The sequence below is a fragment of the Candidatus Poriferisodalis multihospitum genome, from assembly GCF_028283155.1.
GTDB classification, from domain to species: domain Bacteria; phylum Actinomycetota; class Acidimicrobiia; order Acidimicrobiales; family Poriferisodalaceae; genus Poriferisodalis; species Poriferisodalis multihospitum.
Window position 1 is genome coordinate 1 of the sequence record NZ_JAPYOK010000019.1, and the last position, 14,863, is coordinate 14,863.

Below are 14,863 nucleotides of genomic sequence, written 5' to 3' on the forward strand. Positions count from 1 at the left end.
CGCATGTGCAGGATCGGCGAGGCCCAGCGGATGACCTCCTCGACGGCGCTGGGGAGCAGTTCGCGGTCGGCCGCCAGCCGGTCCCACTGCTCGGGGTACTCCGCGAACGCCATAGTCCCGTGGGTGATCGCGGTGCGCGTCGTCTCATTGCCGCCGAACACCAGTACCTGGAAGAAGTTCCGGAACTCGGTGGCCGTCAGGCGGTCGCCGCCGACTTCGGCGTGCACCAGGTGGCTCACGACGTCGTCGGCGGGGTGTTCCAACCGCTCGTCGCCGAGCTTGGCCCCGTACTCGTACAGCCCCCAAGCTGCGGGGCTGCCGAAGGGGAGCAGGCGCAGCGGCGTCGTGTTGCCGTAGGCGTCAGGCGGCAGCGATTGCGTCTCGGTGGTGCCCTCGACCAGGTGGTTCGACAGCTCCACTATGTAGTCGGCGTCTTCGGGCGGCACGCCCAGGATCGCGATGATCACCCGGATCGGCAGCGGCGCCGCCACCAGTTCCACCCAGTCGCCGCCGCCCCGCTCGACCACCACATCGAGCAGCTTGTCGGCAATGGCACGCGTGCGCTCGGTGTACCGGCGCATCTGGCGGGGTGTGAACGCCTTGGACACCACCCGGCGCAGCCGCGTGTGCGCCGGTGGGTCGTGCTCGAGGATCGATCGGCGGGCCTCCAATGCGTCGGCCTCGAGGTCCCACAGGTTGACGTGCCCGATGGCCGACGAGAAGCGCTCAGGATGGCGCGATACCTCGCACACGTCGGCGTGGCGCGTCACCGCCCAGAAGCCCCCGTTCGCATGCGGCTCAGCCTCGTAGCGGTTCCAGTGCAGACCCGGCCGTGCGCGAAGCTTGCGGAAGTCGTCCCAGGGAATGCCGTTCCCGTAGCGGCTGGCGTCGACGATGTCGATGTCAGCGAGCCGCTCGCTCGGCGTCGATCCACCGGTCACGATGTCATTCCGGCCAATGAGGTTTCGGGAGGCACAGCCGAATGGTAAGTCTGTGCCCGCCCGCGAGCCGACCAGACACGTCCATCGCATGCGAACACGACAGAGGAATGAACTCATGAGCGAACTTGCCGACATCCAGAGCACCCTGCGGATGGCCGATGTGCACACCGTCGAGGTGGCCATCGTCGACACCTACGGACACCTGCGCGGCAAGCGCTTTCCCGTCGACCACTTCCTGCGCTCGGTGGCCGAGGGCGGCTGTCATCTGGCAGACGCCATCTACATCTTCGACCTGCACAACGACCTGGTCGACAGCCCGTACATCAACATGGGCAAGGGCTTCCTCGACACGCACCTGGTGCCCGACCTCGGCACCCTGCGGATCTTCGGCCATCGTCCCGGTTATGCGCTGGTGTTCGCCGACAGTCTCGAACCGCCGCACCGCCTCCACCCCATCGCACCCCGCACGGTGCTGGCCCGCCAGATTGCGCGCTGCCGGGCACTGGGCTACAGCCCGCTCGTGGCCACCGAGATGGAGTTCTATCTGTGCGAGGCCGACTGGTCGCACACGCAGAGCCACATCCAGTACTCGTCGCTCACCGACCGGTCAGACCTCGAATCGGTGCTGCTGGCGATGCGTCTAGCGATGATCGATGCCGGCATCCCCGTCGAATCGTCGAACCCCGAGTACGGACCGGGCCAGATCGAGATCAACGTGCAGTACTCCGATGCCATGACCACGGCCGACAACACGGCGCTCTACAAGAGCATCGTGAAGGAGATCGCCGAGGAGACCGGACTGAAGGCCACGTTCATGCCCAAGCCATGGACCGAGCCGTCGGGCAGCGGTATGCATGTGCACACGAGTCTCGTGTCGGTGGGCGACCGCGCTCCAGCGGGCGGCGAACAGCCGCACGAGGCAGCCAGCCACAACGCGTTCGCCAGCTCCGAGGACAGCCCCAACGAGGTGATGTCGCAGTGGCTCGGCGGCCAGCTCGACAACGCCGGTGCGCTGTCGTTGCTGGGCAGCCCCGTGCCCAACGGTTACAAGCGGGTGCGCCCCTACACGTTCGCCCCCACCCATGTGCACTGGGGGCTCGACAACCGGTCGGTGATGTGCCGCTGCACGGTGGGTGCGGGCAATGCGAACCGGGTGGAGTACCGGGCGCCGGGCGCCGACGCCAACCCATATTTGATGATCGCCGGCTTGCTGGCAGCAGGCGCCGACGGTCTCGAGCGCGGTGCCGACCCGGGCCCGATGAGCGTGGGCGATCAGTACGACGACCCCGGCGACGCGGTGCCGCTGCCCGCCAACGCCGCCGACGGCATAGCGGCCTTCGAGGGCAGCGCGCTGGCCGCAGCGTTGGGCGAGGAGTTCTCGACCAACTTCGTGCTGATGGCCAAGGCCGAACTCGACAAGTTCACCGAGGCCGGCTGCGACCCGATAGGCGACGAAGTGACCGACTGGGAGCGAGACCGCTACATCGAATTCACCTGAGGGCGAGGAAGTTGTCGACGAGATCGCTGCTCACAGCTTCGGTCAGTGCGGTGTCGGCACGCAGATGGTCCAAGGCGTCGGTCAGGTTGAGCGCCGACGTCACCTCGGTGTTCCATGCCTCCATGCCATCGTTGGTCTCCGGATCTGGGCAAGGCAGCTCGTCGGCCACGCCGAGGCGGGCTGCCTGCAGAACTGCGGCGATGGCCGTGTGTACGTTGCACGTGCCGTCGGCCAGGCGTGACTCGATGCGTGTGCGCTCCCCCCGCTCGGGCGGCACACGCGTGCCCACCACACGGTGGTCGTAGCCCCAGTTCGCTCGCCGGCCGCTGAAGGTGAAGGGCCGCAAGCGCCGGTAGGCGTTCACCGTGGGAGCACACAAGGGCGTGAGCCCCTGGTGATGGGCGCACAGCCCGGCCAAGCAGTTCTTGGCCAGCTCCGACAGTCCGTCGCCGGCACCGGGGTCGGCGAGCGCGTTGTTCCCGTCGGCATCGACCAGCGAGAAGTTCACGTGGACGCCGTTGCCTTCCAGGTCCGCATAGGGCTTGCCGAGGAACGTGAGCCTCCGCCCGTAGTCCATGGCGCACTCACGGGCCAGCACCTTGAACAGGAAAGCGTCGTCGGCAGCGCGCAGCGCATCGGCGTAGCGAAGCGTCAGCTCGAACTGGCCGGAGTCGAACTCGGCGTTGACCGACTCCAACACGATCTCGCTTCCGGCAGCTAGGTCCACGATGTCATCGATCAAGCCGATCGGGTCCACGAATCGCCCGGTGCCATACACATAGGACTCAGGCGTGTCCCACCGCTGCCAGCCGTGCTCTTCGGTGAGCTCCAGCACGTAGGCCTCGAACTCGATGCCCACCATCGGGCGGTAGCCCAAGGCCTCCCAGTCGGCGATGGCCTTGCGCAGGGCGTATCTGGCCGAATAGCGGAATGGCTCACCGTTCTGGGACAGGTCGCAGACAGCCACCTGGGTCCGATCGTCGTCCCAGCCGGGTCGCAGATCCGACTCGTCGAAGGTGGCGTGCATGTCGGGAAAGCCGTCGAGCACGCCCGAGCCCGGCGCTGCGACAAACGATCGGTCGTAGGCGAGGCTGAACACGGCGGCTGCATGGCCGGTGCCGTCTTGGGCGAAAGCGGCCGGCACGTACTTGCCTCGCGCCAGACCGAGATGGTCGGGCCACAGCATGCGGACGCGTTCATTGGCCATAGGTGTTCCTCATCGCTGTCTGGGCCGGGACGATCAGCAGAAGCTATACGAGCCTTTCTCAGCGGAGGGCTAGCATCGGTTCGTTCCACGGGAGGGGCCCATCATGAAACGACGCGTCTTGGCTTTGCTGGCCGCGGTTGCGCTGCTCGGCGCTGCCTGCGGCAGCGACGACGACACGACTGAGGCTGAGCCAGCGGCCACTGAGGCGCCGGCTGCAACCGAGGTACCCGCCGCCACCGAGGCACCGGCTGCCGTCACGATGTCCAGCATCGACATCGACCACATCCTGAGCGCCGATCTCGGCAACTGCGAAGAGACCCCGTCCGGCGACCCGATCCGCGTCGGCATGGCGATGGACTTCAGCGACGTGGTCGGATTCGTCGACATCCCCGGCTCGAAGCTGGTGCCCTACATCGCCGAGCTCGCGAACTGCCGCGGCGGTTTCAACGGTCGGCCAGTCGAGGTGCGGGTCGCTGAGGTCGGTGACGATGCTGAGCTTGCAGCTGCGGATCTGCTGGACTGGGGCGCGCACTTCCTGATCGGCCCGCCGTTCGCCGATTTCGCACTGCCGATCTTGCAGGCCACCGGCGGCGATGTTCCGCTGTTCGTGGCGGCGTCGACCGAGCCGGCGCTTGCAGATGCGTCGGTCAACTCGTACCTGGTCACCTTCGACGATCACCAGATGTCGGGTGCGGCCGCCCAGTGGGCGCTCGACCAGGGCATCACCCGGGCCATCGTGTTCACCGAGGGTGAGGGCATTCCCTACACCGGCGTCAACCCTGATGCATTCATGGCCGCATTCGAAGCCGGCGGCGGTGAGGTGGTGAGCGTGCAGACCTATGTCTGGTTCGTCGACACCGACTTCTCCTCGCAGGTGAACGAGATCGCCCAGATCTCCGAGAACAACGAGGTGGTCTTCTCGGCGGCATTGGGCTTCCAGGTCACCGCGCTGCGGGGCCAGCTCGAAGGCCAGGGTCTCGACAATCTCACCTACGTCGGCACCGACGCGCTGGACGCCACCGGCATCCAGGTGGAGGCCAACAACGAGGGCATCGCCCACACGCCGCACACCAGCATCACTGCGGGCGACCGCATCGACTCGATGCTCGCTGCGTTCGAGGCCGAAACGGGCGAGGCGCTCGAGAGCCGTGGCTTCATGGCGCTGTATGTCGACTCGATGTTCATCGGCATCCAGGGCATGCTCGACTGCGGCTGCGACGACACCGCCCAGATCGGCGAGGCCGTCCAGCAGCTCTCTGGATTCCAGGGGCTGTCGGGCGAGATCACCTACGAAGGCACCAACGGCATCCCGCCGAAGGCAGTGCCGATCAATCGCATCGTGAACGGCGAGGACGTGCTCGTCGACACCATCACGATCAAGTAAGCGCACGATCAAGTAGGTCCGTGCTCGAAGTCGAAGGCCTCACCGCCCGGTACGGCTCCATAGCCGCACTGCGCGGCGCGGCTCTCAGCGTCGGGTCCGGTGAGGTCGTGGGCCTCATCGGACCCAACGGCGCGGGCAAGACCACCCTGCTGTCATCCATCGCCGGGCTGCTGTCGCCGGCCGAGGGACGCGTGACCTTCGAGGGGGAGGACATCACCGGCCGCTCGCCGGAACAGCTGCTGCGCTCTGGCGTCGCGCTCGTGCCTGAGCACCGCCGCATCTTCGCCGACCTCACGGTGGAGGAGAACCTGCGAATCGGCGGCGTGACCGTGCCAGCCGCGAAGCGCGCCGAGCTGCTGGACGAGATGGCCGAGCGCTTCGTGGTGCTCAAGGAGAAGTGGGACGTCCCAGCCGGCTACCTGTCCGGCGGCGAGGCGCAGCAGCTCGCCATCGGGCGAGCGCTGATGTCGGCACCCCGGCTGCTGATGATGGACGAGCCCTCGCTGGGTCTCGCCCCGGTGCTCGTGGACCTGGTGTTCGAGCTGATCGGCACGCTGCGCGATCAGGGCCGTACGTTGCTCGTCGTGGAGCAGAACGCCGCCCGGATGCTCGAAGTGTCCGACCGTGCCTACGTGCTGCGCAGCGGCGAGGTGGTGGCGTCGGGCACGGGCCGAGAACTGAGCCAGCGCGACGACCTGTTCGACACCTTCGTCGGATCGGTCGTATCGCCCGGCGAGGGCACGCCCGCCGCAGGCGCTCCCGCGCCGAACGGCGCCGGAGGCGGAACGGCGTGACCGAGCTGGCACAGAACCTCATCGACGGCCTCGGCCGGGGCAGCGTCTATGCGCTGCTGGCGCTGGGCGTGGCGGTCGTCTTCGGCGTGATGCACCTGCTGAACTTCGCTCACGGCGAGCTCATCACCGTCGGCGGCTACGTCGCGCTGTGGACCCTCGGCGCAGGCTGGTCGTGGTACATCGTCACGCCGCTCATCGTGCTGAGCGCCGTGCTGACCTCGCTGGCGATCGAGCGGGTCGCTTTCTCGCGGGTGCGGGGCAGCTCCGACTTCACGCTGCTGCTGACGTCGTTCGGCGTGCACTTCGTGATCTCCGCGATCTTCCTGCTGTACGTGTCGGCCTCGGTCAAGCCGTTCGACCGGCCTTCGTGGGTCACCAACACTTACTCGGTCGGTCCGCTCAACATCGAGGTGTATGACACCGTCGTCATCGTCGTGACCGTGCTGACGCTGATCGGCACCACGCTGCTGTTGCAGCGGACCATGTTCGGGCTGTCCTTGCGGGCGGCAGCCGCAGATTTCGACACCGCCCGGCTGATGGGCGTGCGCTCCGACACCGTGATCCGCGGGGCCTTCGCCCTGTCGGGCTTGCTGGCGGGCATCGCCGGGGTCTTCTGGTTGATGCGAGCCGGCAGCATCAGCCCCAGCGCCGGCATCACGCCCATGCTCAAGGGCGTGCTGGCGGCGCTGATCGGCGGCCTCGGCAGTCTTCGGGGGGCGGTGATCGGCGGACTGGTGCTGGGGCTGGCGGAAGTGCTGCTGCGCTCACGCCTGCCCGACAGCATCGCCAGCCTCACCGAGGGCGTGGTGTTCCTGCTGATCGCCCTGCTGTTCATCTTCCGGCCGCAAGGCCTGGTCACGGTCAAGCACGCCGTGCGGGTGTGATCGAGCCGACCTGATGTTCCCGCGACCCGGACGTGACGTCGGCTTCCCCATAGCCGGATGCGCCCTGCTCTTCGCCGTCTTCCTGGCCGGCGGCCTCATCTACGAGAGCTTCCAGGGCCGAGCCGCCGAGCGCCTGGTGACGGTGATGCTGATCGACGCCATCATCGTGCTCGGCATCCAGATCTACGTCGGCAACACCGGTGTCCTGTCGTTCGGCCACATCGGATTCGGCGCAATCGCGGGCTACGCCTTCGCGGTCTTCGCCATCAGCCCCGAAGAGAAGCTCAAGCGGATCCCCGACGCGCCCTTCGGCTTGGACGATGTGCTGCTGAACCCGGCGCTGGCCGTTGGGGTTGCCATCGGGGTGACCGTGCTGGTCGCGCTCGTGGTGGGCATCGGGTTAGCGCGCTCGGGTGCGGAATCGGGGGCCGTCGCGGCCACCGTGATCACCCTGGCGCTGCTGTTCGTCACCCACGAGGTGGCGCGCAACTGGCCAGATCTGACCGGCGGCAACCGTGCAGGCCTCACCTTCAAGGTGGGAGCCGCGCTGGACAGCAGGCTTCCGATCTACCTGTGCCTGCTGGGAGCATTGATCGTGGCGCGGCTGTTCGCGCAGAGCCGCAGCGGCAAGCTCGCCGTTGCCGCTCGTGAAGACAATCTGGCCGCACGCGCCATGGGTGTGAACCCACTCGTGCAGCAGACAGCGGCGCTGCTCATCTCCGTCGTGGTGGTGAGCGTCGGGTCGTCGCTGCGGGTGTACGAGAACGGCTCGATCCTGCCCGACGACTTCTTCTTCAACTACACGCTGCTGACGCTGGCCATGCTGATCGTCGGCGGCCGCAACAGCGTTACCGGAGCGCTCGTCGGCGTTGCGGTGATGACGATCGGACGCGAGCTGGCCCGCCGCCTCGGGCAGGACGGCTTCGAGGTGTTCGGGCTCGGCCTCGATGCGGCGCCGCTCGACTGGATCTTCCGCGAGAACCTGCAGACGGTCTTTTTGGGCCTAGCGATGCTCGGCTTCATGATCTTCCGGTCCGACGGACTGCTGGGAGACTGGGAGCTGGACAGCTGGCTGTGGCGTCTGTGGCATCGCCGAAAGCCAGAGGAGCAACCCGAGCCGCTGGCGGAAGTCGCGCCCGTGGGATTGCACGCAGAGGTGCCCCATGAGGGGGCAGCACTGGATGTGGGTGACATCGTCGTCGACTTCGGCGGCTTCCGGGCGCTCGACGGTGCCGGACTCAGCGTGGCGCCCGATGAGGTCGTCGGGCTGATCGGCCCCAATGGCGCCGGCAAGACGACGCTGGTGAATGTGATCACCGGCATGGTGGAACCCGCTGCGGGCTGGTTCAGGCTTGGCGAGCGCGAGCTCACAGCAGCGCCGAGCCATGAGATAGCCCGTGCCGGACTGCTGCGCACCTTCCAGAACCTGCGGCTGTTCGACGCGTTGACCGTGCGCCAGAACGTGGAGCTGGCCGGCCGAGTGGCAGCCCGGCACCGGCCGGGACGTCACCCCCAGGTCGATGCGCTCATCGGCGAGGCCGGATTGTGGGACGTGCGGGACCGCCGCGCCCGCGAGCTGGACTACGGCAGTGCGCGACGACTGGAACTGGCCCGAGCTGCGGCCATGGCGCCGCATCTACGTGCTCGATCAGGGCCATGTGATCAGTGTCGGCACGCCCGACGAGGTGCAGGCCGACCCCGCCGTGCGGGCTGCGTATCTCGGAGCCGAGAGCGACACCCAGACCTGACGCTGAGTACTCTCGGGAGCACTATGAGCACCACAACGCTCGAACGGACGTCAGAGCCGCAGCGAATCTGGCATGAGGGCGACGCCGACATTCCCGCCGAGTTCCACGAGCTGCTGGTGCGGATGCTGAGCTACCACGTCGAGAACAGCGCGAACCCGCACTACACCGATCTGCTGACCAAGCTCTGGGACCGCTGCCTGCGGTTCGCGCCCGACGAGGCCACCAAAGGCCTGCTGGTCAAGCTCATGCAGCAGGAGGTGGAGCACGGCATCATCAACGCCCAGATCCTGGCTGGCCTCGGGGTCGACCATGTCGACCGCCCGATCGAGCAGTACGCGTTCCGGCACCCGATGGAGACCTTCTGCGACCTGTCGTACTTCCATGCGCTCATCGATCGGGTGGGCGTCTACATCGGCGAGACCTGGGACGGCGTGCCCTACAAGCCCCTGCTTGACATCGCCACGCGAGTGCACAAGGAAGAGCTGTTCCACTGCACGCTGGGGCTGCGGAACCTCCGCCTGATCTGCAAGACGCCCGAGGGACTTGCCGAGGCGAACGAGAAGATCCACTTCTGGTGGCCGGCGGCGCTCGACATGTTCGGCCGTTCCGATTCCGACTTCGGCGACGCGTACGTGCGGTGGGGTCTGCGGAAGAAGAACAACGCCGATCTCCGGCGGCAGTACATCGCCGACACGAGGCCGTTGCTCGACGAGCTCGGGATCGAGGTGCCGCCGAACCGGCTGAACCGCCGGTTCCTCTAGCAGGGTATGGATCCTGCAGCCGCGGGCGGACTCGCGGTCCGGGTGACGCGGCCGGCGCCGGAGGTGGCTTTCATCGAGACGTCGTCGTCGGCCCACTGGGAGTGCTTCTGGGTGGCTGAGGGGGAGCACACGCTTGTCATCGGTGCGTTCGACCGGGGCGACAAGTCGACCCCCGAGCCTCGCATCCACGTGATCAACAAGCCCTATGGCTGGGACATGCGACCCGAATCCGATCCGCCCTCAGCCGGTGACGACCAAGACCTGCTCGTGGCGGTCTGGCAGCTGCTGAGCTCCAACTGAGCGTGTCGAGCGGGATCTTGTTTAGCGAGGCAGCAGGGTGAACTTGGAGACGCTGGGCCAGGTGCTGGTCGAGACCGAGGTGGTGGTGGAACCCGAGTCGGTGGCACTGCTGGTCGATGCGCTGGGCACGCCTGACGCCGAGGAAGTGGCGCTGCGGCTGCCGTTCTTCGGGCCGACGGTGGGCGGCGGCGATTCGGTGGTCGGGCCCATCGATCTGAGCCTTGAGCGAGGTCTGGCCGGTGGTCAGTCGTTCGAATGGCACCGCTCGTTCCGCCTGGGCGAACGGGTCTCGGTGGTGGTGTCGGTGGAGGACATCATCGACAAGGGCACGCTGCATCTGGCGACGGTGCTGTCCGAATACCGAGGCGCCGACGGCGATCTGATCCAGCGGCAGCGGACGGTGTTCGTGGAGCGAAAGCCCCCTGGAGCACCCGCGCAGAATGCTGCCGCAGACCACGGCGCCGAGTCGGGGGAGCCTGCGTCGTGAGCGAGCTGGACTTAACACCCGCCACCGCTCCCGCCATGACGAGGGAAGCCATGCGCAGCTTCGTCGACGGCGTGAGCGACCCCAACCCGGTGCACACCGACCCCGAGTTCGCGGCCAAGGCCGGGCTGCCCGATGTGGTGGTGCAGGCCTCGCACACGACCGCGATAGCGCTCAACGCCCTCATCGCGCAGTTCGGTGCCGATGCGATCCTGAATCTCGACATCCGGCTGCGCGGACCGGTCTTTCCCGGCGACGAGGTGACGGTGTCACCGGTGAGTTTCGGAGAGCTGGACCGGGGCGTGGAATTGCGCAACCAGCGGGGCGATGTGGTCGCTACCGGCATCGTGGTGATGCGCGGCGACCCCGACGAATGACGCCAACCACAAGGGAGAGCCCATGAGCTACGAGCACCTTCTGTGCGAAGACAGCGACGGTGTCCGAGTCCTGACCCTGAACCGGCCGCAGAAATTCAACGCTTGGAACGCCGCAATGCGAGCCGAGATGCGCGACGCCGTCGAGGACACGGCGATGGCCACCGGCATCCGGGCGCTCGTCATCACCGGTGCCGGCCGGGCATTCTCGGCTGGCGAAGACGTCTCCGAGATGGGCGACCTGACCGAGATGGGCACCCGGGGCTTCCGTGCGGTCGCTCGTGGCATTCACTCGGTGTTCGATCTGATCGAGGCGCTCGAAGTGCCGGTCATTGCCGCGGTGAATGGCGTTGCAGCGGGCGGTGGCTTCGAGCTGGCGCTGTCGTGCGATTTCCGGGTGATTGCCGAGAACGCCCGCTTCGTGATGCCCGAGGCCAAGGTGGGGCTCATTCCCGGCTCGGGCGGTTGCTCACGGCTGGTGCACTACGTGGGGTTGGGGCGTGCCAAGGAACTCGTGATGCTGTCGCGCAACGTGGGGGCCGAGGACGCTAAGACCATGGGGCTCGCCACCGAAGTGGCACCAGAGGGCGGCGCCGTGGATGTGGCCATGGAACTCGCTGCAGAGATGTCGGCGTTCGCACCGCTCGCGCTGGGCATGGCCAAGACGGTGCTGAACACCTGCACCGATGTCGACCACGAAACCGGTCGGCGCCTCGAGCGTCTTGGCCAGAGCGTCCTCAAGACCACCGCCGACCACGCCGAGGGTGCCAGCGCCTTCCTCGAACGCCGCGTCCCCGACTGGCAAGCCCGCTGAGGCGGGTGCGAACCGATGGCAACGTTTGACGACGTGCGCAGGCTCGGGATGGAGCTGCCCGAGGCCGTCGAGTCGACCTCGTACGGGACCCCGGCGCTCAAGGTCCGCAAGAAGGGTTTCTGCCGGATGTGGGGCGAGCGCGAGCACCGCCGCGATCAGGTCTTCGACACCGAGGTGCTGGTGCTGTTCTGCGACCTCGAGATGAAGGCCGTGCTGCTCGAGAACCATCCCGATGCGCTGTTCACGGTGCCGCACTACGACGGCTACGGCAGCGTGCTCGTTCGGCTCGCCGACGTTGATCTTGACGATCTCGCGGAGTGGCTCGAGGAGAGCTACCGCACCAAGGCCCCCGACACGCTCCTCCGCCAGCTCGACGCCGGCTGAGCCGACGACTGCTTGGGCACGACCGCTAGTCGCCGGCGAGGCGGGCGGGGAAGCCGCCTTTGGAGATCGGGCCCCAGCTCTCGATATGGAGCCGGAGCAGCACCTTGTCTTGACGGGTCATGGCCTCGCGGTACTCGTCCCAGTCGGAATGCTCGCCGCTGATCACCCGGAAGTACTCGACGAGGCCATCCATCGCCTCGGGCAGGTCCAGCACCTCCCCGCGGCATTCGAGCTGGACCCACTCGCCGTTCCACGCGTCTGACATGACCACGACCCATGCCTGTGAATTGCGTCGCAGGTTGAGCGACTTGGCTCGGTCGGGGTAGCTGCTGACGAGCACCGCATCACCGGCCTCGTCGAGGCCCATGGTGACCAGCGATGCCTGAGGGCGACCGTCCCGCCGGAGCGTCAGCAGCACACCGTGATGTCGTTCCCGCACGAACTCCAGCAGCTCTGCGCGCTCCACAATGCGGTCGGTCGCGATCGACACCATCTGCTTCTCCCTGGCTCGGCTCAACAGCTCTGGCAGTCTCGCTGATGTTCTGCCGCTCGGCACGGTGGCGACCGGCGAATGTCAGCGTCGGTTCGCATGGCATGCGCGTACAGGGAAGAATCAGCCCCACGCCGGGCACTGAGCCGGCGCAGATGAGGGGTGAAGTTCGAGATGTTGCAGCACTACCGGGTATTGGATCTCTGCGAGGGCATCAGCCAATTCGGCGGCTACCTGCTCGCCAGCCTGGGCGCAGAGGTGATTGCCGTCGAGCCTCCCGGCGGGGTCGACAGCCGTCACGCCGGCCCGTTCGTCGACGACGAGCCGAATCCGGAGCGCTCGCTGGCCCACTGGGCCTATAACCAGGGCAAGCAGAGCGTCACGGCAGATCTGACCACCGACGAAGGCCGCCAGCGGCTGCTCGATCTGGTACGGGGCGCGGATGCGCTCATCGAGGATGCGCCGGTCGGTCACATGGCCTCGTTGGGCCTCGCGTACGACGAGCTCGCCGCCGTCAATCCCGCCATCGTCCATGCATCGGTGACTCCCTACGGCTCGACCGGCCCCCGCAGCACTTGGGCCGGTTCCGACCTCACAGCAGTGGCTGGCAGCGGCTTCCTGCATGCCAGCGGCGACAAAGACCGCGCCCCCGTCCGGGTCTCGGGCGTGCCGCAGAGCTTCCTGCAAGCCGCCGGTGACGCTGCTGCAGCGACGCTCATCGCGCTCCGCGAGGCCCAGCGCAGCGGCCTCGGCCAGCACGTCGACATCTCTGCGATGGAGTCCATGACCCACGGACAACCGCAGAACCTGTCGCCACGGGTCAACGCGAACCCCGTCGACCGTCTCGCCGGCGGCCTCAGCCTCGGCGGAGTCGATGTCCCGATGCTGTTCCCGTGCGCGGACGGCAACACGATCTGTGTGGCGCTGATGGGAGCCGCCTTCGCTCCATTCACCGAGAGGCTCGTGGCGTGGGAGGCAGAGGAAGGCTTTGCCGACGAGGAGATTCAGGCCGTCGACTGGGAGACCGTCGCAGCCGAGGTGCTCAGCGGCCAGCGCTCACCGGAGATCATCGCCAAGTCGTTCATGACCCACGCGCGCTTCATGGCCACCAAGACCACCGATGAGCTGTGGGCCGCAGCGTTCGAGCGCAACATCCTGATCACTCCGTCCGCGCTGGTCAGCGACCTGCTGACCAACCCGCACTTCGCCGATCGTGATTTCTGGCGTGAGGTCGAGCTCGACGGGGGGCGCAGCGCTCGTTTCTGCGGTCCTCTGGTGCACTTCAGCGCCGACGCTCCTGAGCGCACGCCGGTGGTGCCCACGCTCGGCGGCGACAACGACAGCGTCAACTTGGAGCGCCGACCTCATGCCGCAGCAACGGTCGCTGCGAACGACGGCCCCTCCTCGGACGGCAGCGAATTGCCGCTGGCCGGCCTCAAGGTGGTGGAGTTCTCGTGGGTCATCGCCACGCCGTCGGCAGTGCGCATCCTCGCCGACTACGGCGCCACCGTCGTCAAGGTCGAAACCGAGGGCCGGCCTGACACGATGCGGACGGTCAACCCGTTCGTCGACGAGGAAGCCCATCCTGACAACAGCGTCGGCTACGGCGTGTACAACGCGGGCAAGCGCAGCCTCAGCCTGGACCTCAGCAAGCCCGAATCGCGCCAAGTAGTCGAGGATCTGATCCGCTGGGCCGACATCACCACCGAATCCTGGGCGCCGGGCGCCGCGGCACGCATGGGCTTCGGTTACGACGACTTCTCGGCGATCAACCCGCAGATCATCATGCTGTCGAGCTCGCTGCTGGGCCAGAGCGGGCCGTACTCGAGCCTCGCCGGCTACGGGTTCATGGCCGCCGCCATCGCCGGCTTCTACGAGATCACTGGTTGGCCCGACCGCGGCCCCGCAGGCCCGTATGGTCCCTACACCGACTTCCTGGCACCGCGGGTGATCGTGGCTTCGCTCATGGCGGCGCTGGAGCGGCGCGACCGCACCGGGACCGGCTGCTACATCGACATCTCCCAGACTGAGGCAGCGCTGCACTACCTCGCGCCGGCCATTCTGGACGCCTCGATCAACGGCCGAGATCCGCAGCGGTGCGGCAACGAGGACCCCCACATGAGCCCCCACGGCGTGTACCCGAGCGCCGGCGATGACCAGTGGGTGGCGATCGCCTGCACCGACGACCGCTGGCCGGCACTGGCCGGAGCGGTGGGGCTGAACGGCAACGGCGCGGCCGGCTGGAATCAGCCAGCCCGGCGGGAGAGGTCCGGCGAGATCGACGACGCCATCTCGGCGTGGACCTCGGAACGTTCCAATGTTGAGGCCGCCAAAGCGCTGCAGGCGCACGGCATCGACGCCTACCCGGTCAACAACTCGCAGGGATGCTGCGACGACGAGCAACTCACCGCCAGGGAGCACCACATCAACGTGCCTCAGAGCCATCGCGGCACCATGTGGACCCAAAACTGCCGGACGCGCATGTCCCGGACACCGCCGGTGGTGCGGCGCGGTGGACCGTGCCTGGGCGAAGACAATTTCGAGGTGCTCACCGAGTTCCTGGGCTACGACGCCGACCGCATAGCCGATCTCGCCGCGGCCGAAGTGCTCGGCTGAGCGCGCTAGCCGGTTTCGGTTCCGGCGTCCGCCTCGTCTTCGGCGTCCGTCTCGTCCTCAACCTCCGAGTCCGACCCGTCCGCGTTCTTATCGTCGGAGTCCAGCGTCGGCGCGGCGGTGGTCGGGGGCGGCTAGTGCCGGGCACAGTCGCCCGCGACGATGTCGTTGATTCGATCGACCCGAG

Annotated in this window: 14 protein-coding genes and 2 pseudogenes; 13 read left to right on the plus strand and 3 right to left on the minus strand. The window is 67.3% G+C overall.

Annotated features, from left to right (window positions below; translation table 11 throughout):
* Nucleotides 1-941: hypothetical protein (locus VI480_RS00605; RefSeq protein WP_323670869.1), on the minus strand; the 941-nt coding region annotated here is incomplete at its 3' end.
* Nucleotides 942-1,056: 115 nt separating this feature from the next.
* Between VI480_RS00605 and VI480_RS00610 the strand changes: the two genes are divergently transcribed.
* Nucleotides 1,057-2,439 (plus strand): glutamine synthetase family protein, encoded by a 1,383-nt coding sequence (locus tag VI480_RS00610; RefSeq protein WP_323670870.1) that lies wholly within the window; start codon nucleotides 1,057-1,059, stop codon nucleotides 2,437-2,439.
* Here VI480_RS00610 and VI480_RS00615 read toward each other — a convergent pair.
* Nucleotides 2,432-3,646, minus strand: a complete 1,215-nt coding sequence (locus VI480_RS00615; RefSeq protein ID WP_323670871.1) for a glutamine synthetase family protein — start codon at nucleotides 3,644-3,646, stop codon at nucleotides 2,432-2,434. The genes VI480_RS00610 and VI480_RS00615 overlap by 8 nt on opposite strands.
* Before the next feature lie 103 nt (nucleotides 3,647-3,749).
* Here VI480_RS00615 and VI480_RS00620 point away from each other — a divergent pair, with 103 nt between their 5' ends.
* From VI480_RS00620 to VI480_RS00660, 11 genes and pseudogenes are all read left to right on the plus strand, one after another.
* Nucleotides 3,750-5,030, plus strand: a complete 1,281-nt coding sequence (locus VI480_RS00620; protein WP_323670872.1) for an ABC transporter substrate-binding protein — start codon at nucleotides 3,750-3,752, stop codon at nucleotides 5,028-5,030.
* 20 nt (nucleotides 5,031-5,050) lie between these two features.
* Nucleotides 5,051-5,824: an ABC transporter ATP-binding protein gene (locus VI480_RS00625; RefSeq protein ID WP_323670873.1), complete on the plus strand. Its 774-nt coding sequence runs from the start codon at nucleotides 5,051-5,053 to the stop codon at nucleotides 5,822-5,824.
* Nucleotides 5,821-6,708, plus strand: a complete 888-nt coding sequence (locus VI480_RS00630) for a branched-chain amino acid ABC transporter permease (RefSeq protein WP_323670874.1) — start codon at nucleotides 5,821-5,823, stop codon at nucleotides 6,706-6,708. Before VI480_RS00625 ends, VI480_RS00630 begins: the two co-directional genes overlap by 4 nt.
* A 13-nt stretch (nucleotides 6,709-6,721) precedes the next feature.
* Nucleotides 6,722-8,284, plus strand: a pseudogene (locus tag VI480_RS15455) (ABC transporter permease subunit); the annotation flags it as partial.
* A pseudogene (locus tag VI480_RS15460) lies at nucleotides 8,229-8,405 on the plus strand (hypothetical protein); the annotation flags it as partial. The pseudogenes VI480_RS15455 and VI480_RS15460, both read left to right, overlap by 56 nt.
* Entirely contained in the window at nucleotides 8,333-9,217 is an 885-nt protein-coding gene (locus tag VI480_RS15465) for a Phenylacetic acid catabolic protein (RefSeq protein ID WP_416246604.1), read from the plus strand. The pseudogene VI480_RS15460 and the gene VI480_RS15465, both read left to right, overlap by 73 nt.
* Nucleotides 9,218-9,223: 6 nt before the next feature.
* Entirely contained in the window at nucleotides 9,224-9,517 is a 294-nt protein-coding gene (locus VI480_RS00640; RefSeq protein WP_323670876.1) for a hypothetical protein, read from the plus strand.
* 37 nt (nucleotides 9,518-9,554) lie between these two features.
* Nucleotides 9,555-10,004, plus strand: coding sequence for an FAS1-like dehydratase domain-containing protein (locus VI480_RS00645; RefSeq protein WP_323670877.1), 450 nt, complete (start codon nucleotides 9,555-9,557; stop codon nucleotides 10,002-10,004).
* The gene (locus VI480_RS00650) at nucleotides 10,001-10,378 is read left to right on the plus strand and encodes a MaoC family dehydratase (RefSeq protein WP_323670878.1); all 378 of its coding nucleotides are present in this window, start codon (nucleotides 10,001-10,003) and stop codon (nucleotides 10,376-10,378) included. Before VI480_RS00645 ends, VI480_RS00650 begins: the two co-directional genes overlap by 4 nt.
* 22 nt (nucleotides 10,379-10,400) lie before the next feature.
* Entirely contained in the window at nucleotides 10,401-11,189 is a 789-nt protein-coding gene (locus tag VI480_RS00655; protein WP_323670879.1) for an enoyl-CoA hydratase/isomerase family protein, read from the plus strand.
* Nucleotides 11,190-11,204: 15 nt separating this feature from the next.
* Complete coding sequence (locus VI480_RS00660) at nucleotides 11,205-11,573, plus strand: MmcQ/YjbR family DNA-binding protein (protein ID WP_323670880.1); 369 nt, start codon at nucleotides 11,205-11,207, stop codon at nucleotides 11,571-11,573.
* A 25-nt stretch (nucleotides 11,574-11,598) separates the two neighbouring features.
* On the opposite strand, the gene VI480_RS00665 is transcribed toward VI480_RS00660, so the two are convergent.
* Nucleotides 11,599-12,066: a PPOX class F420-dependent oxidoreductase gene (locus VI480_RS00665; protein ID WP_323670881.1), complete on the minus strand. Its 468-nt coding sequence runs from the start codon at nucleotides 12,064-12,066 to the stop codon at nucleotides 11,599-11,601.
* Between the two features lie 159 nt (nucleotides 12,067-12,225).
* Here VI480_RS00665 and VI480_RS00670 point away from each other — a divergent pair, with 159 nt between their 5' ends.
* Nucleotides 12,226-14,679: a CoA transferase gene (locus VI480_RS00670; RefSeq protein WP_323670882.1), complete on the plus strand. Its 2,454-nt coding sequence runs from the start codon at nucleotides 12,226-12,228 to the stop codon at nucleotides 14,677-14,679.
* Nucleotides 14,680-14,863 lie beyond the last annotated feature (184 nt).

Bases quoted from the DNA above. Each gene is read 5' to 3' on its own strand.
- VI480_RS00610 (WP_323670870.1), top strand. From the start codon at position 1,057: ATGAGCGAACTTGCCGACATCCAGAGCACCCTGCGGATGGCCGATGTG.
- VI480_RS00615 (WP_323670871.1), bottom strand. From the start codon at position 3,646: ATGGCCAATGAACGCGTCCGCATGCTGTGGCCCGACCATCTCGGTCTG.
- VI480_RS00620 (WP_323670872.1), top strand. From the start codon at position 3,750: ATGAAACGACGCGTCTTGGCTTTGCTGGCCGCGGTTGCGCTGCTCGGC.
- VI480_RS15465 (WP_416246604.1), top strand. From the start codon at position 8,333: ATGGCGCCGCATCTACGTGCTCGATCAGGGCCATGTGATCAGTGTCGG.
- VI480_RS00640 (WP_323670876.1), top strand. From the start codon at position 9,224: ATGGATCCTGCAGCCGCGGGCGGACTCGCGGTCCGGGTGACGCGGCCG.
- VI480_RS00655 (WP_323670879.1), top strand. From the start codon at position 10,401: ATGAGCTACGAGCACCTTCTGTGCGAAGACAGCGACGGTGTCCGAGTC.
- VI480_RS00660 (WP_323670880.1), top strand. From the start codon at position 11,205: ATGGCAACGTTTGACGACGTGCGCAGGCTCGGGATGGAGCTGCCCGAG.
- VI480_RS00665 (WP_323670881.1), bottom strand. From the start codon at position 12,066: ATGGTGTCGATCGCGACCGACCGCATTGTGGAGCGCGCAGAGCTGCTG.